Annotated in this window: 26 protein-coding genes; 8 read left to right on the top strand and 18 right to left on the bottom strand. The window is 62.2% G+C overall.

All coding sequences use genetic code 11. The annotated features are described in order from the left end of the window. The first annotated feature begins 2 nt into the window (after positions 1 to 2). Genes gspH through gspM form a run of 6 tightly spaced genes read left to right on the top strand, consistent with a single transcriptional unit; the run spans position 3 to position 3,760 of the window. Positions 3 to 470, top strand: coding sequence for a type II secretion system minor pseudopilin GspH (gene gspH, locus KGB29_RS11680; protein ID WP_154910322.1), 468 nt, complete (start codon positions 3 to 5; stop codon positions 468 to 470). Then, complete coding sequence (gspI, locus tag KGB29_RS11685) at positions 463 to 846, top strand: type II secretion system minor pseudopilin GspI (protein WP_057712337.1); 384 nt, start codon at positions 463 to 465, stop codon at positions 844 to 846. Before gspH ends, gspI begins: the two co-directional genes overlap by 8 nt. Then, a complete protein-coding gene (locus KGB29_RS11690; protein ID WP_154910323.1) occupies positions 839 to 1,381 on the top strand; it encodes a type II secretion system protein GspJ in 543 nt (180 codons plus the stop codon). The genes gspI and KGB29_RS11690 overlap by 8 nt, the downstream gene beginning before the upstream one ends. Continuing rightward, positions 1,378 to 2,229 carry a type II secretion system protein GspK gene (locus tag KGB29_RS11695; RefSeq protein ID WP_150811949.1) on the top strand — a complete coding sequence of 284 codons (852 nt, stop codon included), beginning with the start codon at positions 1,378 to 1,380 and terminating at the stop codon, positions 2,227 to 2,229. The genes KGB29_RS11690 and KGB29_RS11695 overlap by 4 nt, the downstream gene beginning before the upstream one ends. Continuing rightward, positions 2,226 to 3,332, top strand: coding sequence for a type II secretion system protein GspL (gene gspL / locus KGB29_RS11700; RefSeq protein WP_154910324.1), 1,107 nt, complete (start codon positions 2,226 to 2,228; stop codon positions 3,330 to 3,332). Before KGB29_RS11695 ends, gspL begins: the two co-directional genes overlap by 4 nt. Continuing rightward, positions 3,329 to 3,760 carry a type II secretion system protein GspM gene (gspM, locus tag KGB29_RS11705; RefSeq protein WP_154861175.1) on the top strand — a complete coding sequence of 144 codons (432 nt, stop codon included), beginning with the start codon at positions 3,329 to 3,331 and terminating at the stop codon, positions 3,758 to 3,760. The genes gspL and gspM overlap by 4 nt, the downstream gene beginning before the upstream one ends. Here the strand turns inward: gspM and KGB29_RS11710 are convergent. Beyond that, entirely contained in the window at positions 3,753 to 5,033 is a 1,281-nt protein-coding gene (locus KGB29_RS11710) for an MFS transporter (RefSeq protein WP_154910325.1), read from the bottom strand. The two genes, gspM and KGB29_RS11710, sit on opposite strands and share 8 nt — an antisense overlap. 118 nt (positions 5,034 to 5,151) lie before the next feature. On the opposite strand from KGB29_RS11710, the gene KGB29_RS11715 reads away from it, so the two are divergent. Together KGB29_RS11715 and KGB29_RS11720 are read left to right on the top strand one after the other, a co-directional pair. Further along, on the top strand, positions 5,152 to 6,051 hold the full coding sequence (locus tag KGB29_RS11715) for a LysR family transcriptional regulator (protein ID WP_154910326.1): 900 nt from the start codon (positions 5,152 to 5,154) through the stop codon (positions 6,049 to 6,051). 1,188 nt (positions 6,052 to 7,239) lie between these two features. After that, positions 7,240 to 7,503, top strand: coding sequence for a DUF6124 family protein (locus KGB29_RS11720; protein WP_154910327.1), 264 nt, complete (start codon positions 7,240 to 7,242; stop codon positions 7,501 to 7,503). A gap of 139 nt (positions 7,504 to 7,642) precedes the next feature. On the opposite strand, the gene KGB29_RS11725 is transcribed toward KGB29_RS11720, so the two are convergent. From KGB29_RS11725 to KGB29_RS11805, 17 genes are all read right to left on the bottom strand, one after another. Continuing rightward, positions 7,643 to 8,869 (bottom strand): beta-ketoacyl-ACP synthase, encoded by a 1,227-nt coding sequence (locus tag KGB29_RS11725; RefSeq protein WP_154910328.1) that lies wholly within the window; start codon positions 8,867 to 8,869, stop codon positions 7,643 to 7,645. Further along, positions 8,869 to 9,597, bottom strand: a complete 729-nt coding sequence (fabG, locus tag KGB29_RS11730) for a 3-oxoacyl-ACP reductase FabG (RefSeq protein ID WP_102671137.1) — start codon at positions 9,595 to 9,597, stop codon at positions 8,869 to 8,871. The genes KGB29_RS11725 and fabG overlap by 1 nt, the downstream gene beginning before the upstream one ends. After that, a complete protein-coding gene (locus KGB29_RS11735) occupies positions 9,597 to 10,055 on the bottom strand; it encodes a hotdog family protein (RefSeq protein WP_057712326.1) in 459 nt (152 codons plus the stop codon). The genes fabG and KGB29_RS11735 overlap by 1 nt, the downstream gene beginning before the upstream one ends. After that, positions 10,052 to 11,248: a beta-ketoacyl-[acyl-carrier-protein] synthase family protein gene (locus KGB29_RS11740; protein ID WP_154910329.1), complete on the bottom strand. Its 1,197-nt coding sequence runs from the start codon at positions 11,246 to 11,248 to the stop codon at positions 10,052 to 10,054. Before KGB29_RS11740 ends, KGB29_RS11735 begins: the two co-directional genes overlap by 4 nt. Further along, on the bottom strand, positions 11,245 to 11,868 hold the full coding sequence (locus tag KGB29_RS11745) for a DUF3261 domain-containing protein (RefSeq protein WP_150811941.1): 624 nt from the start codon (positions 11,866 to 11,868) through the stop codon (positions 11,245 to 11,247). Before KGB29_RS11745 ends, KGB29_RS11740 begins: the two co-directional genes overlap by 4 nt. Beyond that, positions 11,868 to 12,593, bottom strand: a complete 726-nt coding sequence (locus KGB29_RS11750) for a class I SAM-dependent methyltransferase (protein WP_090452726.1) — start codon at positions 12,591 to 12,593, stop codon at positions 11,868 to 11,870. Before KGB29_RS11750 ends, KGB29_RS11745 begins: the two co-directional genes overlap by 1 nt. Continuing rightward, positions 12,590 to 13,837: an NAD(P)/FAD-dependent oxidoreductase gene (locus tag KGB29_RS11755; RefSeq protein WP_154910330.1), complete on the bottom strand. Its 1,248-nt coding sequence runs from the start codon at positions 13,835 to 13,837 to the stop codon at positions 12,590 to 12,592. Before KGB29_RS11755 ends, KGB29_RS11750 begins: the two co-directional genes overlap by 4 nt. Continuing rightward, positions 13,824 to 14,984 carry a sodium:proton antiporter gene (locus KGB29_RS11760; RefSeq protein WP_154910331.1) on the bottom strand — a complete coding sequence of 387 codons (1,161 nt, stop codon included), beginning with the start codon at positions 14,982 to 14,984 and terminating at the stop codon, positions 13,824 to 13,826. The genes KGB29_RS11755 and KGB29_RS11760 overlap by 14 nt, the downstream gene beginning before the upstream one ends. Continuing rightward, positions 14,981 to 17,320, bottom strand: a complete 2,340-nt coding sequence (locus KGB29_RS11765; RefSeq protein WP_154910332.1) for an MMPL family transporter — start codon at positions 17,318 to 17,320, stop codon at positions 14,981 to 14,983. Before KGB29_RS11765 ends, KGB29_RS11760 begins: the two co-directional genes overlap by 4 nt. After that, complete coding sequence (locus KGB29_RS11770; protein WP_154910333.1) at positions 17,304 to 18,008, bottom strand: outer membrane lipoprotein carrier protein LolA; 705 nt, start codon at positions 18,006 to 18,008, stop codon at positions 17,304 to 17,306. Before KGB29_RS11770 ends, KGB29_RS11765 begins: the two co-directional genes overlap by 17 nt. Then, the gene (locus KGB29_RS11775) at positions 18,005 to 18,430 is read right to left on the bottom strand and encodes an acyl-CoA thioesterase (RefSeq protein WP_150811935.1); all 426 of its coding nucleotides are present in this window, start codon (positions 18,428 to 18,430) and stop codon (positions 18,005 to 18,007) included. The genes KGB29_RS11770 and KGB29_RS11775 overlap by 4 nt, the downstream gene beginning before the upstream one ends. Then, positions 18,423 to 19,967: a histidine ammonia-lyase gene (hutH, locus tag KGB29_RS11780; RefSeq protein ID WP_150811934.1), complete on the bottom strand. Its 1,545-nt coding sequence runs from the start codon at positions 19,965 to 19,967 to the stop codon at positions 18,423 to 18,425. Before hutH ends, KGB29_RS11775 begins: the two co-directional genes overlap by 8 nt. Then, a complete protein-coding gene (locus KGB29_RS11785; RefSeq protein WP_150811933.1) occupies positions 19,948 to 20,889 on the bottom strand; it encodes a glycosyl transferase in 942 nt (313 codons plus the stop codon). The genes hutH and KGB29_RS11785 overlap by 20 nt, the downstream gene beginning before the upstream one ends. Then, complete coding sequence (locus KGB29_RS11790) at positions 20,886 to 21,620, bottom strand: glycosyltransferase family 2 protein (RefSeq protein ID WP_154861162.1); 735 nt, start codon at positions 21,618 to 21,620, stop codon at positions 20,886 to 20,888. The genes KGB29_RS11785 and KGB29_RS11790 overlap by 4 nt, the downstream gene beginning before the upstream one ends. A 146-nt stretch (positions 21,621 to 21,766) precedes the next feature. Continuing rightward, positions 21,767 to 23,446, bottom strand: a complete 1,680-nt coding sequence (locus tag KGB29_RS11795) for an acyl-CoA synthetase family protein (RefSeq protein WP_154910334.1) — start codon at positions 23,444 to 23,446, stop codon at positions 21,767 to 21,769. Beyond that, complete coding sequence (locus KGB29_RS11800; RefSeq protein WP_090452738.1) at positions 23,443 to 23,988, bottom strand: hypothetical protein; 546 nt, start codon at positions 23,986 to 23,988, stop codon at positions 23,443 to 23,445. The genes KGB29_RS11795 and KGB29_RS11800 overlap by 4 nt, the downstream gene beginning before the upstream one ends. Next, positions 23,985 to 24,239 (bottom strand): acyl carrier protein, encoded by a 255-nt coding sequence (locus KGB29_RS11805; RefSeq protein WP_007992314.1) that lies wholly within the window; start codon positions 24,237 to 24,239, stop codon positions 23,985 to 23,987. The genes KGB29_RS11800 and KGB29_RS11805 overlap by 4 nt, the downstream gene beginning before the upstream one ends. Positions 24,240 to 24,248: the final 9 nt, after the last annotated feature.

Genomic DNA, 24,248 nt, shown 5'->3' on the forward strand with positions numbered 1-24,248 from the left:
CCGTGGGTTACCGCTGTCGGGGGTTTACGTTATTGGAACTGATGATCGTGATTGTCGTGGTTGGCGTCTTGCTGGGCATGGTGAGCTTTGTCGGTGGGGGCAGTCCCGCGCGCGAGGTCAGGCAGGAAGCCGAAGCGATGGTTCAGGTGATTCATCAGTTGCGTGAGCGTGCGGTGTTCGAGGGCCAGGAGTATGGCTTGCGGCTGAGTGCCCGTGGCTACCGGCTGATGCATCTGGGAGTTCGTGGGTGGGAGCCGGTGAAGGAACTGACTGACTGGCCCCTGAGCGTGCGAGTACGTTTGCAGCAGGACGGCTATGCGGTAGGGCTGGACGCCGAAGAAGGACCGCCGCAGTTGCTGTTGCTCAGCAACGATGAAACCAGTGCCTTCACGCTGACATTCGAGTCCGGCAACAGGACCTGGTTGAGCCTGTCCGGCGATGGCATCGGCGAGGTGGCGATCGATGGCTAGCCGGTCATCCTTGTCGTCCATGGGAGGCTTCACGCTGCTGGAAATCATGGTGGCCCTGGCGGTCTTCGCGACACTGGCGGCAGCCGTGCTGTCGGCCAGTCAATATGCGGTGAAACAGCGCAACGCCGTCGAGACACGGCTGTTCGCGGCGTGGCTGGCGGATAACCGGTTGAACGAGCTACGCCTGCAATCCGGCCTGACGGCCGGCCAGCAACAACAGGTCGTGTCCATGGATCAGCGCGACTGGGTGCTGCAACAGCACATCAGCGTCACCCGCGATCTGCGTTTACTCCAGGTCGACATTCAGGTCAGCCCGGCGAACAGTGCGCACGCGTTGTATCGTGCCAGTGGCTGGATACCCGCGAGCCATGAGTAGGCAGTGTGGGTTCACCTTGCTGGAGCTGGTCATCGCCATGGCCATCTTCGCCGTGCTGGGGCTGGCCAGTTGGGGCTTGTTCGATAGCGTGCTGCGAGTGCAACAGGGCACGGCGGCCCACGAGCGAGAGCTGAGGAACCTGCAACGAGCGATGGCGGTGATCGAGCGGGATCTGCTGCACGTCGCTGCGCAGCCGATGGTGCTCGCACCGCCGCTTTTTCAGTTCCAGCGCAGTCACTGGCGCAATCCTCTGGACCAACCGCGCAGTGAGCGCCAGATACTGACCTATCGACTCGAAGGCAGCGTGCTGTGGCGCGAAAGCCAGGGCGAAGGTACGGAGTTCGTGCAACGGCAAAGACTGCTCGAAGGCGTTCGTGAGTTGCGCTGGCGTTTGTTCGACAGCCAGTCCGGCTGGGTCGCTCATTGGTCGGCCGGGCAGGATACGAAGGCGCTCATGGCGCTGGAGGTGCAAATCTCGGCCGGGCGCTTCAAATCGATTCGTCGGGTGTTGCCAATGCCGGGTGCATTGCCATGAACGGGCGCCAACGCGGCATTGCGTTGATCAGTGTATTGCTGGTCATGAGCCTGGCGCTGCTGATCACCGGCGGCTTGTTGCGCAGCCATCACCTTTCGCTGCAAAGCAGTGGGCAACAGTTGCTGCAGATGCAGCTGCGGCAGCTCGCATCGGACGGGGAAACCTGGGCGTTGTTGCTGTTGCGCGACGCGTTACAGGACGCGGAAAAACCCGTCGAGCGGTTTCAAGGCTGGACGGCCATGGCGCCAGGTTTCGACGTTGAAGATGCGCAGATCCGAATCGATATCGATGATCTCGCCGGGCGCTTCAATCTCAATGCGTTGTTACGCCAGGGGCAGGTGGATCAGGTCACCCTCAACCGTTGGGCGCGTCTGCTCGAACTGCTCGAACTGCCTCCTCTGCAACTGAGCCAGGTGGGACCGCTGGAGGAACTGAGCCAGCTGCGCTTGCTGCCTGGCATTGACGCTCGCCTGCTGCAGCGGCTGGAGCCCTGGGTGGCACTGCTGCCCACCGAAACCGCCTTGAACATCAACACTGCGCCGGCGCTGCTGTTGAGAACACTCGGCGAGGTGGACGCCGCGACCGCCGATGCGCTGGCGCATCAGGCGGCAACCACGCCCTGGGCGAGCGTCCAGGCGTTTACCCAGGACCCGCTGCTCTCCGGGCAGGGCCTGAGCAATCACGGACTTGGTACCCAAAGCCGCTGGTATCGGATAAGGGTGCAGGTGACCCGGGACGGGCGCGAACTGCGCCTGGCCACGGATGTCGGGCACGACCCCAAGGCTCGACAGCTGACGGTGCTGCAACGACGTTTTCTTCCCATGAGTAGCCACGAGAGACCGCGATGAACACTTGGCTTTACCTGACCGCCGAGGGGCAGGACGCGCCATCCGGCCTCTGGCCCTGCGTCCTGTGGTCGCCAACCTGTCAACGTCAGCCGATGCCACTGAATCAGGCGGCCTCGGCATTGCAGGGGCAGGCGGTCGATGTGCTGCTGCCCATGGAACTGTGCAGTTGGGTTCGCAGCGAGCCATGGCCTTCGCGACGCAGGCCCGAAGCCCAGGCCATGGCTTACGCCGTGGAAGATCAACTGAGTGAAGCGCTGGAAGTTGTGCATCTGAGCGTTGGCGCTCGTGATAGTGACGGCTGCTACCCGGTCATGGTCATTGGTCGCGAACGGTTGGCCACCGTGCTCGACTTGCTGCGCGAGGCGGGTATTGAGGTGCGCGGGGTGTTCGTCGATGCCGATCTGTTGTCCGGCGATCAGCCGTGCGGCGCCTGGTGGTTCGGGCGCTGGTTGTTGGGTGCAGGCCTGTCGGCGCGCCTGGCGATGTCGCAAGACGACCTGACGCTGCTCACTCCGTCATTGCCCAACGACATGCAATGGCTGGATGAGCGTGAGTCCCCCGCCGTCATCGACCAATGCCTGACTCAGCGCCCGACCCGGGCCATCAACCTGCTGCAAGGCGCATTCGCCCCACAGGGCAAGCGTCTGCCCTGGCGTGCCGGCGGGTGGGCGTTGTTGATGCTGGCGCTGTTGACCTGGGGTGCCAGCGAAACGCGGATCCGCTTACTTGACAGCGAAGCCAGCCGCCTCGCAATCCAGAATGAACTGCGATTCAAGGCGCTCTACCCTGAACAGAGCCGCATCGTCGACATGGCCGCGCAACTCAAGGCCCTGCAAAGCCAGCCTGTCGAATCGCAAAACACCCGCATTGCCGGGCTGGTCCGGTTGATTGAGCAGGTGATTGGCGCTAGCCCGGTCGAGGTCCAGCGCATCGAGTTTCGAGCAGGCGAAGGCTGGAAAATCCAGCTGACCTCCAGCGGCTTTACCGAGCTGGAGCAGTTGCGGGAACGCGGGCGACAACAAGGCACGCCCGTCCGGCTCGACAGCGCGAACAAAGCCGCTGACCGGGTGCACGCCACCCTCACCGTGGAGGACGAGGCATGAAGCAGGCATGGCGGCGCATTTCCGTGCGCGAACAGCGGCTGCTGCAGGTATCGGGGGCTTTTTTGTTGGCGGTTGTGGCTTTCAGCCTGATCTGGCAACCGACCCGGCAGCGGCTGGAAACAGTCGAGCGACAGTATCAACAGCAGGCAGGGCTGGCCGCGCAACTGCAGCGGGCGTTACCGCGCAGCCATGTCCCCGTCGACAGCGAAAAACCGCTATCGCTGCGCATCAGCGAAAGCGCTACGGCGGCGGGGTTGGAAATCCGTCAGATGGAGAGTGAAATCGATCTGCTTCGCGTGACCCTCAATGGCAACGCGCAACCCTTGATGCAGTGGCTCGATGGGATCGAGCGCGATGGCGTCGCGCTACAAACCCTGACGCTGGAGAAGCGTGACGATGCCCTGGAGGCGCGGGTGGTGCTCAAGTAGCCGAGGTGTTCTGCGGCAACAACGGTAACTTCGCCAGCTTCAACGCGATCAGCAGCGCAATCACCAGCAGCGTGCCGATGAACAACCCGATCCCGTTCCAGCCGCCCAGGTGCCAGAACACGCCACCCACCGTACCGGCGATGCTTCCCCCGGCGTAGTAGCTGAACAGGTACAAGGACGATGCTTGCCCCTTGGCCCTGGTGGCGCGGCGACCGATCCAGCTGCTGGCCACCGAGTGGGCGCCGAAGAAGCCGAAGGTAAAGATCAGCATGCCGATGATCACCAGCGGCAATGGCGTAAACATCGTCAGGGCGAGACCACCGATCATCAGCGCGATGGTGCTCCAGAGCACTTTGCGGCGGCCGAGTCTGTCGGCCAGCGAGCCGATTTTCGCCGAGCTGTAGATGCCCGACAGGTACACCACCGACAGCAACCCGACGAAGGCCTGTTCCATGTTGTACGGCGCGGCCAGCAGGCGGTAGCCGATGTAGTTGAACAGCGTGACGAACGCGCCCATCAGCACAAAGGCTTCTAGAAACAGTAGCGGCAGACCGGCGTCGCGAAAGTGCATGGTGAAACCGTCGAGCAGGCTGCGCGGATGCAGCGAGCGGGCGCGGAAGTTGCGCGATTCGGGGAGGATTTTCCAGAACACCGCCGCGGCAATCAGCGCCAGGCCACCGATCACCAGCATCGCCGTGTGCCAGCTGACGAAGTCGATCAATACCCCGGTGATCAAGCGTCCGCTCATCCCGCCAATCGCGTTGCCACCGATGTACAAACCCATGGCAAGGCCGATGTGCTGTGGGTGGATCTCTTCGCTCAGGTAGGTCATGGCGACAGCCGCCAGACCGCTCAACGACAATCCGATCAGCGCACGCATCAGCAGCACACCGTGCCAGCTCGGCATCATCGCACTGGCCATGGTGCACAGCGCAGCGGCGAACAGAGCTGCCACCATCACCGGTTTACGTCCGATACGGTCGGAAATCGGGCCAGTGATCAGCAGGCCGATGGCAAGCATGCCGGTGGCGATAGACAGGATCAGGCTGCTTTGCGCCGCGTTGATGGAATACTCGTCGGACAGCAGCGGCATCATCGGCTGCACGCAGTAGAGCAGGGCGAAAGTCGCAAAACCGCCGCAGAACAACGCCAGCACCGTGCGCATGAAGGCCGGGGTGCCTTTTTCGATGTAGATCTCCGCCAGCTCAGCGGCGATAGCGTCCGGCACTGAAGGTGAAACTTCATGGGCGAGTGGGGCGACAGCAGTTTTCACGTTGGACCTCGGAGGGCGCAGCCGGTCAGGCAGTGAAAAAAGCATATAGCTGGCTAATGATTCAATCCAATATATTGTTCGACCTGTTTGATAGCTTTTACGACCTAATTGGGTTTCCATGGAATTGCGTCATCTGCGCTACTTCATCGCCGTCGCCGAAGAACTGCATTTCGGCCGCGCCGCACAAGTGCTGGGTATCTCCCAGCCACCGCTGAGCCAGCAAATTCAGGCGCTGGAACAGGAAGTCGGCGCCCGGTTGTTCGAACGTACCAATCGTCGGGTCGAGCTGAGCGAGGCCGGTCGGCTGTTTCTGGAAGAGGCGCGGCTGGTGCTGGCGCAGGTCGACAAAGCGGCAGATGTCGCGCGACGGGCGCAACTGGGCGAGTTGGGTGAGCTGAAAATCGGCTTCACCTCGTCGGCACCCTTCAACTCGACCATTCCCCAGGCGATTTTCTCTTTCCGCCAGCGCTTCCCCGCAGTGCACCTGAACCTGCGGGAAATGAGCAGCACCCAGGTGGCCGATGCGCTGGTGGACGAGTCGATTGAAGTCGGGATCATGCGCCCGCTCGGGCTGCCGGATTGCCTCAACGTGGTCGAACTGATGCGCGAGCCACTGGTCGCGGTGCTCAGTTCCAAGCACCCCTTGGTAGAGGGCAGTGAGGAGGGCTTGTTCCTGTCAGCCCTGGCGCTTGAGCCCTTTGTGTTTTTTCCGCGCAGCTACGGCAGTGGCCTGTATGCGCAGCTGCTCAGCCTGGCCCGGGACTCCGGCTTCAGCCCGCACTTCGCCCAGGAGGCCGGCGAGGCGATGACCATCATTGGTCTGGTGGCGGCGGGGCTCGGTGTGTCGGTGTTGCCGGCGTCTTATCAGCGGATGCGCATTGATGGCGTGGTCTATCGGCCCTTGCTCGATCCGGCGGCGGTGTCGGCGGTGTGGCTGGTGCAGCGCAAGGATCAGAAGTCGCCGATGGCGCGGGCGTTTGTCGAGTTGCTGACGCGTAAGGTTGAGCCCCTGGCGTAAAAACGCTGATGAATGCTCTATCAACCGGATTAGCCTCTTTGGGAGCCTTGCTTTATCGGCGAGACGAGCCTTTTGTACAATTTGAATTGATGGAATAGATAGGTCGAGAGCGTGATGAAGTACAGCGTGGATAGGGTGAAGTGATTTGGACTGAACCAGTAATTTGTGCTTTCGATAAGCAGCAAGGATGAAATTGTCGTTGAAAAGAGTGCGAATGAAGTTGCAATCAAGCTTGGTGGTTTTCCGGATTTCAGCTGCCTGTACAGGGGGTATTGGCTTAGGGATAACAGTAAAAGCATCGCCAGTAACCCGGTAGTAGCAACAAATGGAATCGCTATCGAGTCCTGGTTGGTCGGGTAGATACCATCGGTGTAATTTGAAAATACTATGTAATAGCTCGTCACACTGGAGAGTACCAATGTCGTGATGTACAACGCCGGATTGCTTGTATTGATCGTTACCATTGTGGTGGGTGTTCCGAGATATCGCAGAAGGTCATGACTCTAACGCGAAACTAAAATTCTGATTGTGGGGCGTTTCCGAAATGACGTGCTCCGGTTTCCGAATGTGTCATTTCTTTGCGGGGCATTGTTTGTGGCGATTTATTGCTCGTAGATATTTCTTTTAATTGCCTTGTTACGGCCAGCGCCGAAACTCTCCGCACAGGTAGCCGAGTTTGCCGCAATGCGGGTTTGAAGGTTAACGGTTGCGCTGTCATTCGCAATGTAGGAGCGAGCCTGCTCGCGATGGACTAAAGAGCGCCGCGTGCATCCAGGAAACACGCGTCATCGTTAACGACCATCGCGAGCGAGCTCGCTCCTACAGAGGATCAGAAGCTTTACCACTGTTTGTGGGACATTTCTGAACAGTCCCGGAGAGGCTACAGCGCCTTGCGGCGCTGCCTACAACTACTCCAGAATCCGCCGGCTTGTGCGCTTTGAGGGCTATCGCTAACTTGATTCGCGTCACTGATGGTCAGTGATCGGGTTTAGCAGCCCGTATCGAAGTAAAGCGCATTTGCGCTCCTGATAGGCAGGTATGTCCATACCTGCCCTTGACGGTAGCTGTGCGCAGGGCGCCTTCGGGCGCGCCGGTTTGCGCTTCGTCCGGTCTGCTAACCTGCGTACAGCTGCCACCCTTTTGATCCGTCGTGATTCGGTGTGGCCGCCACTTTCAGGACGCTGAATCATGACCAATACGCCAAAGTCACCGGACACCGATCCGGACGCGCCACGCCAACCGAGTACCCTCTTCCTCATCGCCCCCGATATCGACAACCACACCCTGCTGGAATACGCCTGCGTGTCGCTGGCATCAGCCAATGTCATGGCGAGTGATTTTGCGAGGAGTCTGAACGGAGCGCAGAGCAATACAATGTTGGGGATTCAGCAGTCGATCATGTTGGGGGAGCTGGCGGTGAATCGGGTGTTGGATAACCTTGATCCACCGTGATCGTCCGGGGAGGCGAGAATCCTTGTAGGAGCGAGCCTGCTCGCGATGGACGTCAACGATAACGCGGGCAGCCTGAATGAACGCGGTGCCCGGACGTTTTTCGCGAGCAGGCTCGCTCCTACAGGGGAAATATTTTAGGTTACAGCCAGCGCTTGAAAATCAGCGACGTATTCACTCCGCCAAACGCAAAGTTGTTGTTCATCACGTACTGGTTGCTCATCTGCCGAAACTCGCCGCGCAGGTAATCGAGCTTGCCGCAGTGCGGGTCGACTTCGTCGAGGTTGAAGGTGTGGGCGTACAGGTCGCGGTTCATCATTTCAATGCTGAACCAGGACTCCAGCGCACCGCAGGCGCCGAGGGTGTGGCCGAGGAAGCTTTTCTGCGAGCTGATCGGCATGTGCTCGCCGAACAGGCTGCTGGTGGCCAGGGTTTCGGCGATGTCGCCCTGTTCGGTCGCGGTGCCGTGGCCGTTGACGTAGCCGATGTCCGAAGGTTTCAGCCCGGCGTCTTCCAGGGCCAGTTCCATGGCGCGGCGCATGGTGATTTGTTCCGGACGGGTGGTGTGCTGGCCGTCGGCGTTGCTGCCGAAACCGACGATCTCGGCATGGATGTGTGCGCCACGGGCCAGGGCGTGTTCCAGTTCCTCGAGCACCAGCATGCCGCCGCCTTCGCCGATCACCAGGCCGTCGCGTGCGGTGTCGTAGGGGCGCGGGCTGCGTTGTGGGGTGTCGTTCTTCAGGCTGGTGGCGTAGAGCGCGTCGAAGACCATGGCTTCGGTCGGGCACAGTTCCTCGGCACCGCCAGCGAGCATCAGCGGCAGGCGCCCGAACTTGATCGCCTCGTAGGCATAGCCGATGCCCTGGCTGCCGCTGGTGCAGGCGCTGGAGGTGGGAATCAGGCGACCGGTGAGGCCGAAGAAGATGCTGATATTGGCCGCGGTGGTGTGCGGCATCATCCGCACGTAGGAGTTGGCGTTCAGGCCTTCGGCCACTGAGTTGAGCAGCATGTTGCCGAACGCCTTGATCTCGTCGGTGCTGCCGGTGGAGGAGCCGCAGGCGACGCCCATGCGCCCGTCCTTGATCGATTCGTCGCCCAGCAGGCCGGCGTCGGCCAGCGCCATCTCCGCCGCACCCACGGCAAGCCGCGAGACCCGGCCCATGCTGCGCAGTTGCTTGCGGGTCCAGTGGCTTGGCACCTTGAAGTCATCGATGGGGCCAGCCAAGCGTGTGTTGAGCTCGGTAAAACGATCCCACTCGTCCATCCGGCGGATGCCGCTGCGGTTGGCCGCGAAGTTGCCGGCGATGGTGTCCCAGTCGCTGCCCAGTGAGGTGATACCGGCCATGCCGGTGACGACGACGCGCTTCATCAGCACAGGCCTCCGTTGACGGCCAGAACCTGCCGGGTGATGTACGAGGCTTCCGCCGACATCAGGAAATTCACCGCGCCGGCCACCTCTTCAGGGGTGCCCATGCGTTGTGCGGGGATCATTTTCATCAGTTCTTCCACCGGCACATTCTCGTCGAGCATGGCTGTGTCGATCAGGCCGGGTGCGACACAGTTAACGGTGATTTTGCGCTTGCCCAGCTCGATCGCCAATGCCTTGGCCGCGCCGATCAACCCGGCCTTGGAGGCACTGTAGTTGACCTGGCCACGGTTGCCGATCAAACCCGACACCGAGGTGATGCAGACAATCCGCCCGGCGGCGCGACGACGGATCATCGGCATCATCACCGGGTGCAGCACGTTGTAGAAACCGTCGAGATTGGTGCGCATCACCACATCCCAATCCTCCTCGCTAAGGGCGGGAAAGGCACCGTCGCGGGTCAGGCCGGCATTGAGCACCACGCCGTAATAGGCGCCGTGGGTTTCCACGTCGGCTTCGAGAATTTCCTTGCAGCGGGCGCGGTCGGCCACGTCGAACTGCAGGATGCGCGCACGACGGCCCAAGGCCTCGACTTCGGCCTTGACGGCTTCGGCGTCCGCCAGGCCGCTGCGGCAATGCAACACGATGTCGTGCCCGGCCTGGGCCAGGCGCAAGGCGATGGCGCGGCCGATGCCACGGCTGGAACCGGTGACCAGTACGGATTCAGTCATCACTGGACTCCTTCGGGTTCATGGAGATATTGAGCGGCCTGGGGTGGGCGGAACACATTCAGACGGGCGGTAACGTGAATGCCGGGGGCGTTGATGTGGCATTCGAACACGCCCATGCCGTTATCGTCTTCCAGGGAGCGAATACCGTGGATGGTCAACTCGGTGCCGGCCGGAAAACTTTCGACGTTGCATTCGAATTTTCGGCTGCCGAGCAGGAAGCCCAATTCCACCTCATCCCCGCGCTGGCGCGCATGGCAACCGGCGAAGGCGGCCACGCTCTGGGCCATCAGTTCGATGCCGACCCAGGCCGGCAGGCTGCCGTCGGGGAGATTGAACAGGCCATCGGGCTTGACGGTCAGGCGCGTGTGAATCTGCTCTTCATCGAACGCCAGGATCTGATCGATAAGAATCATGTCACCCGCGTGGGGCAGCAGTTCGGCGATCGGCCAGTCAATCATGGGGCGTCTCCGATAATCAGGCTGACGTTGTTGCCACCGAAGGCAAAGGAATTGCTCATCAGATAGCGGGGTGCAATGGACGTCAGGCGAGTGGCCGGGGTCACCCATTGCAGCGGCGGCAATTCGGGATCGGGCTGTCCGTCCCAGACGTGAGGCGGCAGGGCATGCTCGCGATTGTCCGGGCTCAGGCTCAACCAGCAGAACGCCGCTTCCAGCGCCCCGGCGGCACCGAGGGTGTGACCGGTCATGGGTTTGCTCGATGAACAGGGTACGCCAGCCGGGAACAGGGTCGCCACGGCCTGGCTTTCCATGGCGTCGTTGTGCTGGGTGGCGGTGCCGTGAAGGTTCAGATAAGCGATCTGCTCCGGTTGCAGGTTGGCGCGGCCCAGGGCTTTGCGCATCGCTTGCAGGGCGCCACGACCAGTCGGTTCCGGGGCGGAGATGTGATGCGCATCGGAACTGGCGCCGCTGCCGAGCAAGGCAATCGCCTGGCTGTCGGCTGTACGTCTGGTCATCAGGAACAGCACCGCGGCTTCGCCAATGTTGATGCCATTGCGGTTCACCGAAAACGGATTGCAGCGTTGTTCCGAGACCGCTTCGAGCGCCGAGAAACCGTTGAGTGTCAGCTTGCACAAGGTGTCGACACCGCCACACAGCACCGCGTCGCACATGCCAAGGTCCAACAGGCGCTGGGCGCTCATCAAGGCCCGGGCGCTGGAGGTGCAGGCCGTGGAAATGACATAGGTCGGCCCGCTCAATTGCAGCCACTCGGCGAGGAAGTTCGCCGGCGCCCCGAGTTCCTGTTGCTGATAGTCGTACTCGGCAGGGAACTGCTTTTCACGCAGGTAATGCGCCATTCCCTGGCTGGCCTCGTCGATACCCGAGGTGCTGGTGCCCAGCACGACACCGATGCGGTCGCGGCCGTAGGTCTGGATCGCGCTGTCGATGTCCGCGCGGATTTGCAACGTGGCCTCCAGCAACAACTGATTGTTGCGACTGTGATGGCGCGACATGTCGGCCGGAATGCTTGCCAGTTTGCCCAGGACCGCACCGACCGGCAGCGTGCGTTGCGGCACCCACCCGGTTTGTTCGCGCATGCCGCCGCAGTCGCCGGCAAACAGGTTGCGGGCGACTTCCTGCCTGTCACGGCCCAGCGCGCAGACCAATCCTAGGGCATTGAGGTAAGCCGTCATGGCGTTTCACCGCTCAGGGGCGTGACTTGATAGCTCGGACCATGCGGTAGCTTCAATTCAAAATTCTGCGGTTGTGCGTAGCGAATGTCCCAGCGCTCGGGCAGGGACCGTTGTCTGCCGTACTGCCAGGCACCGGGATAGTTGGCCGCCAGTTCTTCTTGCGGCGTCAGCGCAAACAGCAGCGCCGCGAACAGTTCCCGGGCTTGCGGATTGGGCGGCAGGAAACCATCGGACTCCCAGGTTTTATCGATCAATTTCTGGCGGGCCTGGGGAATGCCCAACAGGTCCATCATCGACCAGCGAATACCCGTCTCTTCACGCTGGATCACCAGCACCCAGTCCTGGCGGTCGTCGGGCTGCAAGAGCTGGATGTGCAGTTGCAGCGGCAACGGCAGATCCGGATTGTGCTCGGGCAGTGGCGCCCGGCCGGCGCAGGCGCTCAACAGCAGGGCTGCAGTGAGCAGTAAGATGCCTGCGATCCATGTGGGAGCGGCGGTGCGACGATTCGACTTGCTCGCGAAGACGGCAGTACTTTCAACACTGATGTCGGCTGACCCACCGCTTTCGCGAGCAAGCCCGCTCCCACAGGTTTTGTGCTTCGAGCGGTTGGCAATGAACATCACACAGTTCCTTCAAAAGGTTTGCGCGCCACCACATTGACCAGGGTTTCTTCCCGTTGGCCAAAGGGTTTTGGCTTGCACACACCCAAGTATTCGAGCAGGCCGAAATCCTTGGCGCGACTCCACCACAGGTACGGATAAGACACGTTTTGCGCGGTAAATTCGAAACCTTGCCGGCGAATCATTTGCAGGTACTGCGCAGCGCTTTTCTGCACGTGCATGGGGTGGCGAAACAACCAGCGGATCACCCAGGTATCAATGTAAGCCTCGGTGGATTCGGCGAACAGCAGATAACCGCCGGGTTTGAGTACGCGGTAGAACTCGGCCAGTGCCTGTTCCTGCTCCACCAGGTGATGGAAGGTCTGGTGACAGAACAGCAGGTCGATACTGGCGTCCGGCAGGTTCAGGCTGGCGCAGTCGCCGCCGATCAACTCCACTTCCATGCCCTGGCGGGCCGCTTCTTCGCGGCTCTGGATCAGGCTTTGTGGATCAGCATCGACGCCAATCAGACGACCGGGCGCAAAGGCCTGGCGCAGCAGCGGGAATGACTTGCCCTGGCCGCAACCGGCATCCAGCAGCACCGGGCTGACAGGCAGCGCTTCGCTGAACAGGTTGTGCAAGTCGTTGATCGCCAACCGCAGCACATAGTGTTGCCAGATCTGGCTGCGCAGGAACCACAAACCGAAACGGGTTTCTTCGACGTAGTTGTCGCTCAAGTAGTTCATGACGCATCCCTTGCACAGAACTCCGAAATCGCCTTCAACCGGCGCCTGGCTTCGCTGACGAACGGATTGCGTCGGTCCCAGGCATAACCGGCAAGAATGGAACTGATCATCCCGCGGATTTCCGGTGAACTGCTCTCATGGAAAATCACGTCCTGGAATGTCCCCGCGTACCAGCCTTCGACATAGCAGCGGAACGTGTCGACGCCGCGCTTGAGCGGTTCGGCGAACTCGGTTTGCCAGTCGACGGCCTCGCCTTGCAGCTGACGGTGCAATACCCCAGCGGCCATGCTCGCCGAACGCATGGCGATGGTCACGCCGGAGGAAAACACCGGGTCGAGGAATTCCGCGGCATTGCCCAGCAGCGCGAAGCCCGGGCCGTGCAGGGTTTTGACGTTGGCCGAGTAACCGCCGATGGTTCGGGCCTCGGTGTCCCACTGCGCATTTTGCAACACGCGGGCCAGGCTTGGCGTCTCGGCGATAAAGCCGCGCAGGCACTCGTCCAGATTGTCGCTGCGGCCTGCGAAACGCTCCTCTGCGGCGACCACGCCGACCGAGCAGCGCCCGTTGCTGAACGGGATGGTCCAGAACCACACGTCGCGCTGGGTCGGATGAGTGGTCACCAGGATCTTGCTGCGGTCGAAGGCCGGGAGGTCGATACGGTCTTCGACGTGAGTGAACACGGCCTGGCGCACCGGGAAGTTCGACGGCGCCTCGAGGTCGAGCAAGCGCGGCAGCACGCGGCCGTATCCACTGGCATCGAGCAGGAAATCTGCCTCCACGCGGTACTCGCTACCGTCTTCGCGGCGTATGCCGAGCTGCGGTTTTCCCGGGGCAATGTCGACACTGACGATGGTTTCGCCATAGCGGATCTCCACGCCTTGCAGCGCGGCCTGATCGGCCAGCAGCTTATCGAAATCGGCGCGCTGGACCTGAAACGTCGTCGATTTGCCGTGGCTGAACGTCTCGCCGAAATCGAAGGCGCTGTAGCGCTCGCCCCAGGCAAACGCGGCACCGGTTTTCAGCTGGAAGCCGGCGGCGTTGACGGCGTCGAGCATGCCCGCTTCTTCGACGAAATCCAGGCAATGGGCCAACAGGCTTTCACCGATGGAAAACCGTGGAAAATGCTGCCGCTCGATCACCAGCACATCGTGTCCCTTGCGCTTGAGCAATGCCGCGGCGATGGCGCCGGAAGGACCGGCGCCGATGATCACGACCTGGCGGCATTCCATCTCAATGGTTGGCATGGGGGCTCCTTGCGGGGACAGCGGCTTTCAGGGGGATTCGGTGCATGCCGGTCAGGGCTGGCAGCAGTGTAGCGATCAGGCCCATCAGCATCAGGGCAAAGTACAGCGGCGGGCTTATGAGTTGCTGTTGCAGCAGCAGGTTGAGAAAAACGATCTCGCTCAAGCCACGGATGTTCAGCAGCACACTTTCCCGCCAGCGGCTGGCACCCTGGAACGAGGCCCCGGCCCAGCCGAGGCCGAGCCAGTTGCCCAGCAGTTTGCTCAGCATCGGCAACAGCAGCAGGGCGACCAGTTGCATCCAGCCGAGGCTGTCCATCGCGCTGTGCACGTTGATCTGCACGATGCCGAACGTGAGGATCAGCGGGATGGCGATGTACGTCTGCAAGCGGCTCATCCAGATGGCCGGCAACGGCAGGACCAGTGGGGCTTTCAGCGCGGCCATGATCAACACATAGCCGATGCCGAAAATCAGCGCATTGAGCTTGAAGTGTTCGGCGACGACCAGCAGGGCGAAAAAGCTCAGGCTGTAAAGCCACGTCTGGCGCAGGCCCAGCAGCCGCAGCAGCACCGGGAGGCACGCGCCGGCCAGGGGCAGCAACAGGCTGCTCAGGTGCAGGCTGCCCTGGGCGATACCGAACAGGGTCCAGCAGGCGAGGTCGATGAGGATCGCGGTTTGCACCAGTCGCCGGGTGGCGGCGGGCGGGTAATCGATGTGCCGCAGGTACAGGTACAACACCGGAATCGCGGTGATGGCGAACAACAGGCCGACGGCCAGCGAGCTGATCCACGGTTGCGGCGGCAATAGCCAGATGGCCGTGGCCAGACCGCAGGCAAACGGAATGCAAAAGCTGGGCAGGGCGATTTTCAGGCTTTGGCGATCCAGTTGCAGGTCGATCACATCGCTGAGGATGTAGCCCAGCAACAGGGCAAAGCTCAGGCTGTAGAGGTTCTTCAGCCAGCCCGGCGACACCAGCTGCGCACCGCTCAATTGCCATTGGGGCTCGATCCAGAAATACATCAACAGCGGCAAGCCGAGGGTCGCCAGCAACAACTGGCTGACGATGGGAATCAGGCCGAAATGCCGGCCGACACGGGTCGCCAAGGCGAACAACACCAGTGCCATCGCCCAGAACAGAACGACCATCATGTTGCCCGCTCCACGGCCGTAGGCTCATGCACCTGGCGACCGGCCCACGGTGCGAGCAGGAAGCTGAAGATCAGGCCCAGGCTCACCGACAGTCCGAAGTTGCTCACCGCCGGGGTGCTCGATACCGCCAGCAGGCCGAACGACAGCCAGGTGGTCAACGCCGCCAGCAGGGTGCCCAGCAGGCTCACGGCTGCGCCGCCGACCTGTTCGCGCATGAGGATCGCGTAATCGACGCTGATCGCCGTCACCAGCAGCAGGCCGAACAGGCTGAACAGGGTCAACGGCTGCCCCAGCCAGCCGAGGCTGGCCAGGCTGCACAACGCCGCGAGCAGGGGCAGGGACACGATGCGCAACGCACCGCCGAGGCCGAATGGCAGGATCAGCACCAGCACGATCAACACGCAGGAGGCGAGTTTCAGTTCCGCGGCACTGATTTGGGTGGCCGCGAAGACGTTGTTCAACTCACCCAGTCGATCCACCAGTGTCACGCCGGGCAGATCCTCGCCCTGGAGCCGCAGCAGGGCCGTGTTGTTGATGCCTTGCAGGCTGACCATTGCCGCCACGCCGTCTTCGGTCGGCCCCAGCCACAGGGCCCGGTAGGGTTCTGCCAACGGGCCGCTGAGCGCTGCTTCGATGTCCACGGTCGGCAATGCCTGAAGCTTCGTCAGCTCGGCTTGCAGCGCCTCGACCGGTACGCCGATTTCGAGCAAGGGTTGCCAGAACGAAGACAGTTTGCTCAACGCTGCGCGCACCTGTTGCTGTTCGTTCGGCGGGCTGACCAGTTGATTGAGCGACAGATAACCCTGGAGCTTTTCCAGGCCTGTCAATTGATCCAGTCGTTCTCTCAGAGCGGTCTGGCGTTCGAGCAGTTGCTGCTGATTGGCGGCGCGTATCAGGAAGAACTGGCTGGTGGGTTGATAGCCGGTGATTCGGGCAATGGCCTGGGCTTCGTCGGTCAATTGTTGCGGTGCGCTGATCCACTGGCGGATGTCGTTTTTGCTGCTCAGCTGCAACAGGCCGCCCACGCAAAAGGCGACCAGCAGCGCCAGCAAGACTGGCGTTTTCAGCTGTTTGAGCAGCGCTTCACGGCAACCCAGCAAAAACTCGCAAACGCGCAATGGCCAGTGCGCCGGGCGCAGGTCTACGCCCTTGAGCAATGCGGGCAGCAGGCACACGGCGGACAAATAGGCGCCGAGCAACCCTGCGGCAGAGAACGCGGCAATCTGGGTCAGCGCCGGGAAGGGTGTCCAGGCCAGGGCCAGGTAACCGATGCCGCTGGTGATCAGGCTCAGGGTCAAGCCCGGCAGGGTCAGGCGCAGGGCTGGCCAGCTGCGCCAGGGTTTGAGGTTCCAGCTCTTGGACAGGTAATGCAGGGGGTAGTCGACCGCGACACCAATCAGGCTCGAACCCAGTACCAGGGTCATCACGTGCATATGGCCGAACAACGCCACGCAGGCCACCGCACCGAAGAGCATGCCCACCAGCACCGGCACGAAGGCCAGCAAAACGCGCCAGCGCCGGAAGGCCAACAGCAGCAGCAACAAAATCCCCACGGTGGCACCGCCGCCGACCCAGGTCATCTCCCGGGCGGCCTGCTGCTGCCCGCTGGCTGCGTACAACAGGCCGCTGGCGGCGAGCAGTTGCACGTCGTGCCGGGCGGCTTCTTCGCGGCTGTGTTTGAGCAGGTCGGCCACTTGCAGCGGCAGGTTCATGTCGAAGGCGTTGCCGGTGGTGCGCGCGCGCAGCAGCACCCAGCTCTTGCCATCGGCATCGGCGACCAGGGCGCCGCTGCCGATGTCCAGCTGCACCGAACCACGTTGCGGCTGGCTGTTCTGGATGCGTCCGGTCAGGCCCAGCCAGTCGTCCTGGCTCGGCACCAGGCTGTAACCGTTGAACGGGTCGAACAACGCCTGCACCCGCTGCTGGATAAAAGTGTCGGGGTGCTCGATCAGAAGTTGTCGGTCCGCCGCCTGGAGCATCGCCAGGCGACCTTGCAGCAACTGCGTGCGCAGCGCCGGCAAGTCGGCTTGCAGGGTCCACTGGACCTTTTCGAACAAGCCGCTGGCCTGCCATTGCTCGCCGAGTGTCTGCGCCATGGCGACGGCCTGCTGGCGATCGCTGTGGCCGACCAGCACCAGCATTTCGCGGTTCAGCGGTTCTTGCATGCGTTGTTCGGCGCGCAGTTCCAGAGCATCGGGCGCTGTGCCGGGCACCAGATCCATCAGGTTGGCCGACAGCGGCGCGCCGTCACGCCATTGCCAACCAGCGAGCGCCAGTACTGCCAGCAGCAGGATCAGAAACAGCCGTGGCAACCACCGTTCACTCGGCAAAGTCATGCTGCTCCGCGTCGCTTAACGGTTGGGTACTGGTGCTGTCCTGCATGCGCAACAACGTGCTGTCGCCCTGGGTCTCGAGCAGTTCGATGCTGTGTACCAGTTCTGCGCCGGTAATGTTGATCTGGTTGAACACCTGCTTGAGCAGCATCGAGCGTGGCAGCAGCGTGAGCTTCCAGTTCTGCGCATCGCCGCTCAGGGACAGCTCGAAATCCCGTTGCAGGCCACTGCTATCGCCTTGCAGCACGGCGAGGAACAAACGGTTCTGCTCGGCACCGGCGCTTTTGCCCGGCAGCATTTGCCAAACACTGCCGTCACGTCGGGCAATGCCTTTGGTGGTGATGCGATAGTCCTGTTGCAAGGGCGTTTTCAACAGCCATAACAGGCCGTGGTTTTTTGCCAGCACGAACGTGCCCTTGCTGGTCAGCGGCTGGGGCAGGGCGCGCAGGTGTTTTTCCTGGATGAAATTGCCGTGGATCACCTCGGGTCTGGCCAGTTGATCGCTGAGCTGTTGCAGATCGAAGGCGCTGGCCAGCCCAGGAATACCCAGTAACACGCAGAACACTGTAGGAGCGAGCTTGCTCGCGAAAAACCTGAGGGCGCCACGGGGTGTCAGATACCCGGCGTTATCGTTAACGACCATCGCGAGCAGGCTCGCTCCTACAGGGGAACGGGGATGGCAGAACATCATGGCAGGGCCTTCTCGACAGCGTCGGTGAAGACCTTCGGCGAGGCCAATTGCATCTCGCGGCTGGCAATGTCGACGGCGACCTGTACCGACATGGCCCGGGTCAGGCGCTCACCGGTTTGCAGGTCGCTGATCAGGTAGTTGATCTTCAAGCGGTTCTCCCACTCCACCAGGTTGGCGCGCACGTTGAGTTTCTGGCCGAACACCGCCCCGCGCACGTAGCGCAGTTGCAGGTCGATCACCGGCCACGCATAGCCGGATTCGTTCATCGCCGTGTAGTTGTGGCCGATCTTGTCCAGCAGCGCACAGCGGGCGACTTCCAGGTATTTGACGTAATGGCCGTGCCAGACAACGTGCATGCTGTCGACGTCAAAGAACGGTACGGCGATTTCCGTGTCGGTGTAGAGAAATCCCTTGCTACGCATGCAGCCTCCAGTGTTGTTCGGCGATGCGTTGCAGGCACAGGCGCAATTCGCCTTCCAGTGCGCGGTCTTCGATGACCGGTGGGAAGTCCTTGGCCAAGGCTTCATGCATGGTGGCCAACGCGGGTGGCAGGGGGCGTGCATCTTCGGCCTGGCCGCGCAGCCAGACGCCCTGATTGGCCGCCAGCAGTGTAGCGGCCGCCACCTGTTCGGTGAGTTCCAGCACGCGGATCGCATCCCGGGCGGCGATGGTGCCCATGCTCACTTTGTCCTGGTTGTGGCATTCGGTGGAGCGCGAGAAGACGCTGGCCGGCATGGTGTTCTTCAGCGCTTCGGCGGTCCAGGCGCTGGTGCCGATCTGCACAGCCTTGAAGCCGTGGTTGAGCATGGCGCGGTCGGCTGTGGCGCCGGACAGGTTGCTCGGCAAGCCATGGTTGTAGCGCTCGTCAACCAATAGCGCGAGTTGCCGATCCAGCAGGTCGGCGACGTTGGCCACGAGGTTTTTCAGGCTGTCCATGGCGAACGCGATGTGCCCGCCGTAGAAGTGCCCACCGTGCAGCACGCGCTCGGCCTCGGCGTCGATGATCGGGTTGTCGTTGGCGCTGTTGAGCTCGATCTCGATGAACGAGCGCAGCCAGTTCAGGCTGTCGGCCAGTACGCCCAGCACATGGGGTGCGCAGCGCAGGGAATAACGGTCTTGCAGGCGATGCAGTGGTGCGGTCGGCGCGTCGATGGCCAGGTCTTTGCGCAACCACGCGGCGACCTGCATCTGCCCCGGGTGTGGCTTGGTCGCGAACAGGCGCTCGTCGAAGTGCTCCGGGTTGCCTTGCAGGGCGACCACGTTCAGCGCGGTGATGCGCGTGGCCAGATGCAGCAGGTAATCGGCGCGGGCGTACGCCAGGCAGGCCAGACCGGTCATCACCGCGGTGCCGTTCATCAGCGCCAAGGCTTCTTTTGGACGCAACACCAGTGGCTGCCAGCCGAGTTCGCGGTGCACATCGGCAGCCTGCCGGCGCTCGCCGCGGAACATCACTTCGCGTTCGCCGGACAGCGTGGCGGCAACGTACGAAAGTGGCGTCAGGTCACCACTGGCGCCCACTGAACCTTCCTCCGGAATCAGCGGCAGGATGTCGTGTTCAAGGAACGCCTGCAGGCGCTCCAGCAGCTCCACGCGCACCCCGGAAACACCGTGGCACAACGACTGCAAACGCGCCGCCAGTACTGCGCGGGTGGCCTGGGCGTCGAGCAGTTTGCCCAGGCCGCAGCCGTGGAAGGTGTACAGGTGACGGGGCAGCGCCTCGACGTGATGCAGCGGCACCGCGACCACGCAGGAATCGCCATAGCCGGTGGTTACGCCGTAGATCACGCCTTCCTTGTCCAGCAGAGAGTCCAGAAAACGCGCGCCCTTGGCGATGCGCTCGCGGTAGGCAGGGTCGCTTTGCAATTGCGTCGGCACCTTGCGGTTGGCCAGTGCCAGCACATCTTCAATGCGCAAAGGGCGTTCGCCGAAGGTTACCGGCTCAAGCGTTGGCGTCGTCATCGGTCTTCCAGAAAGGGTAAAAGTTGAACCATTGTTGGGGCGCTTCGAGGCAATAGTGACCCAAGCGTTCGGCGTAGCGGGAGGCCCACTGATGAATGACCTGTTCACGGTCGCCGCGCTTCCAGGTGATTGCGTCAGCGAAGGGTTCAATGGTCAGTCGATAGTCGCCGTCGGGCTTTTTCAGGCACAGCAGCAGGTTGACCGGGCATTTCAGCAGGCCGGCCAGCAGCCACGGGCCCTGGGGGAACCTGGCCGGATGACCGAGAAAGTCCACTGTCACGCAGCGCCCGCCATGCAGCGGCACTCGGTCGCCGGCAATCGCCAGCCACTCGCCGCGTTCCAGGCGCTCGCTCAGTTGCAGCATGATCCCGGGGTCCAGTTCGCTGACCTGGATCAGGCGCAAATTGGTCGCCCCGGCTTCGCCCAGCAAACGGTTGAACTGTTCGGCGTGCTTGGTGTGCACCAGCACGTTCATCGTGACTTTCTCGCCGAGCTCCGCCAGTGCGCGGCAGACTTCCAGATTACCCAGGTGCGCGCCCACCAGCATCTGCCCGCGGGCGCCGCGCAACTGGTCGCGTAGCAGCGCCGGGTCGATGATTTCGATCTGTTCGATGCTCAGCTTGCCGTTCCATACGTCGAGTTTGTCGAGCATCGAATCGGCGAAAGCCATGAACTGGCCGAACACTCGCCAGTGGCTCGGGCGCAATTCGCTGCGACCGCTCCAGTCGGCCAGGCGTTGCTGGTATTGCCAGGCGCTGTGTCGGGCGCTGCGGCCGAACAGGAAAAAGTACAACACGATGCCGTACAACACTGGGCTCAGTACTCGACGGCCCAGCACTTTGGCACCGAACGCGGTGAGCTTCATCAGCCAGAAACTGCCCCGTTCTTCGCGGTCGGCCCAATGCTGCTTGTCTGAACTCATGCCCGCCACCGTCGCCAGAGGATCACTGGCGCGCGCAGCAACATGCCGAAGAACAGCCGCGTGTGCATGCTGGAAATCAGGACGTTGTCGTGGAACATCCGAAAATGCGAAACGCCGTCCAGCGGGTAATGGACTTTGGTTTGCAGCCATTGCATCGGCTGATTGCGCCAGGCCAGGCGCACCAGAATGTCCGAGTCGAAGTCCATGCGCTTGCCGATTTTCGCTGACTCGATCAGCGCCAGGACCGGCGGCAATGGGTAAACCCGGAAACCGCACATGGAGTCGCGAATCTGCAATGACAGGGTGTTGATCCAGACCATGACGTGAGTCAGGTAACGCGCATACAAACGGCCTTTCGGCACGCTGGCGTCATATTGCGGATAACCGCAAATCACCGCCTGTGGGTGGCGGCGTGATTGTTCGATGAAGCGTCTGACGTCCTGCAAATCGTGCTGGCCATCGGCATCCACCTGCAAGGCATGGCTGAAACCCAGGCGCGAAGCTTCGCGCAAACCGGTCATGACCGCGCCACCCTTGCCCTGGTTTTCGGCCAGGCGGATCAGATAAACCATTTCACGCTGGGCCAGGCGATCCAGCACCCGGGCGCAGCTCGGGCTGCTGGCATCGTCCACCAGAATGCACGGCAGGTTGCTGGCGATCAGGGCATCGACCACCGTGGTGATGGCGCTTTCGTGGTTGTACACGGGGACGACGGCGCAGGGGCTATGCATGTTGGTGTGCACCTGAAAGACCGAGGCGTCTGCTTCGCGAGCAAGCCCGCTCCCACATGGGGTTCGCGGCGTTCACAAATCCAGTGTGGGAGCGGCGGTGCGACGATTCGACTTGCTCGCGAAGGAGTGCGCAGCACTCTCCAAACTTATGCATGCGCTGCCTCCAGCAAGATCCGTCCACTGGAACACGTGGCGGTTTCGTTGCGATAGGCGAAATACAATTTGCCGCGCGCCGGGTCGTAGCGCAGGTGCAGCTGGATTTCGTCGCCCGGGCGCACCAGTTGCTGGAACTTCAAGACTTCCATGCCGGCGAATTTTTTCGGCAGGTTCATCAGTTGCTGGCCCAGGCTCAGCGCCCAGTCCACCTGCACCACGCCAGGCAACACCGGCGCCTTGGGGAAATGACCGCTGAAATAGGCCAGGTCCGGTGGCACGGCCAGTTGCAGGCTCCACTCGCCATTGCTTTCGACTTGCTCCAGCACCTCGGGCGCTTTGGGGCGCGGCGCCAACAGCAGGGCGTCGACGTCGGCCTGGGGCAGTTTGCCCTGAGCGTTCAGTGGCAGTTGTCGTAGCAGGCGCCAGCGTCTTGGCAGGGCCAGGGCTTCGCAGTGTTGGCTCAGGTGCTGGCGCAATTGCTCGGTGAGGCTGCGTCGACCGTCATTGCGCAGCACATGCAAACCGGCCTCGCTCAGCACCAGCAACGCCCCCAGGGAGGCGCGGTTTTCCTGAACGACGCCGAGCCGAGCTTCGATGACCCATTCATGGGCCGTCAGCGCTTGTTCCAGCATCGGCAGCGAGATGCGTTTTTCTTCCAGTTTGACGATCCGGTCCAGTCGCCCAAGCAACTCGAAGCGACCATCGATGGCGATGCGCGCTGAATCGGCCGTGTGTTCGATTTGACCGACGGGTAAGTAGGGCGAAGCGATCAGCAGCGCCCCATCACTGTCTTGTGTCAGCGTGACATCGGCAAAGGGTCGCCACAGTTCCGCGCCCTGACGCCAGGCGATGCCGCCGGTTTCCGAGCTGCCGAAGATTTCCGTTGGCCATTGCCCCAGACGCTCATGCAGGCTCTGTGCGGCCTCGACCGGCAATGCGCCGCCGGAGGAAAACACCCGGCGTACGGCGCTCAAGGCCGGCCAGTCGAGGTTGTCGCCCATGCGCTTGAGCAGCGCCGGGCTGGCCACCCAGGTGAAGGCCGGGTATTCGCGGCTGGCGCGTTGCAGGTCTTCCGGAAAGGCCAACTGCCGACGCAGGAACGGGCGCCCGGCGCACAGTGGCCAAAGCACCCGAAACAGCAGGCCGTAGATGTGCTGGGTGGCGACGCTGCCAATGATGCACGCCGGGCCCAGGTCAGCGCCCCACAGCTGTTCCAGGGCTTCGACTTCATTGGCCAGTTGGCGCAGGTTTTTTTCGATGCGCTTGGGTTCGCCGCTGGAGCCGGATGTGCACAGGCTGAGTCGGCAGTTATCCAGGTCCAGCGCGGCGGCACTAAGCGGCGACTGTTGGAGGTCGCCAAGGTGCGCATCGTCGGGCTGATCGCTCAGCCACAGCTCAACATCACCTGACCAGCGTTGGCGGGTCTGCGGTTGCAGGTCGGACGGCAGCAGCACACTGACCCCGGCACGCCAGGCGCCGAACAGGGCAATCGCCAGGTCGGCGGCATCCTCAAGGTGCACGGCCATCTGCCGGACACCCCGGGCTTGCAGGCCGGCGGCCAGGCGCAGCGCCTGTTCGCACAGTCGGGCGTGATCCAGTGCCGGAGCAGTGGTTACGGTGCGCTCCGGCTGAGCCTTGAGCAGCAGGTGCTCAAGTTTTATCCAATTCATGGGTGGCCTCGTACCCTTATTCGTATGAGCCATTCAATGGCAAACATCAGGCCTATCAATCCGTAGGAAATCAGGCCGGTGTACAACGTCCACCAGCTCAGCGGCGCCCAGAGGGTCAGGGCGGCGGCACACAAACCGTTGCAAAGAAAAAAAACGCTCCAGGCGATGGTCACCTGACGGGTATAGCGAATGCCCTCGGCGGGCAATTGCGGCTCGCGTACCCGGGCCAGGCGTTCAACGATCGGTGGGCCGAATGTCAGGCTCGATCCGAACAGCACCAACATGAAGCTGCTGATCAACACCGGATACCAACGCAATAGCGCCGGGCTGTCGAACAGTGCCAGCAACAGGCAGAACACAATGGCCACCGTTGCCATCCACAGGCTGCCGGGCCGTCGTTTGCCGGTCAGCGCCCGGGCCAGCCACAGCCCGCCCAGCAGCAGCCCGAACTGCCACGGGGCGAAATGCTCCATGCCGAAATACACCGCAAAGGGATACAAAAGGCCTGCCAGCAGCAGGCCGAGGCCAATCAGTCGATTCATGCGGCGGGTTGAACCAGACGGTAGACCGCCTCGACCACGTCACTGACGGTACGCACCGATTTGAATTCTTCGGCGGCGATTTTCTTGCCGGTCTGACGTTTGATGTGATCGATCAGGTCGACCGCGTCGATGCTGTCGATTTCCAGGTCCTGATACAGGTTGGATTCCAGGCTCACACGCTCAGGGTCCAGTTCGAAAAGCTCGACCAAGGCATCGCGCAGGGTGTTGAAAATGTCGTCACGAGTTTGCATGGTCCGGTC

Origin of the sequence: Pseudomonas sp. BF-B-30 (genome assembly GCF_019956305.1) — a bacterium.
Lineage (GTDB): Bacteria > Pseudomonadota > Gammaproteobacteria > Pseudomonadales > Pseudomonadaceae > Aquipseudomonas > Aquipseudomonas jessenii.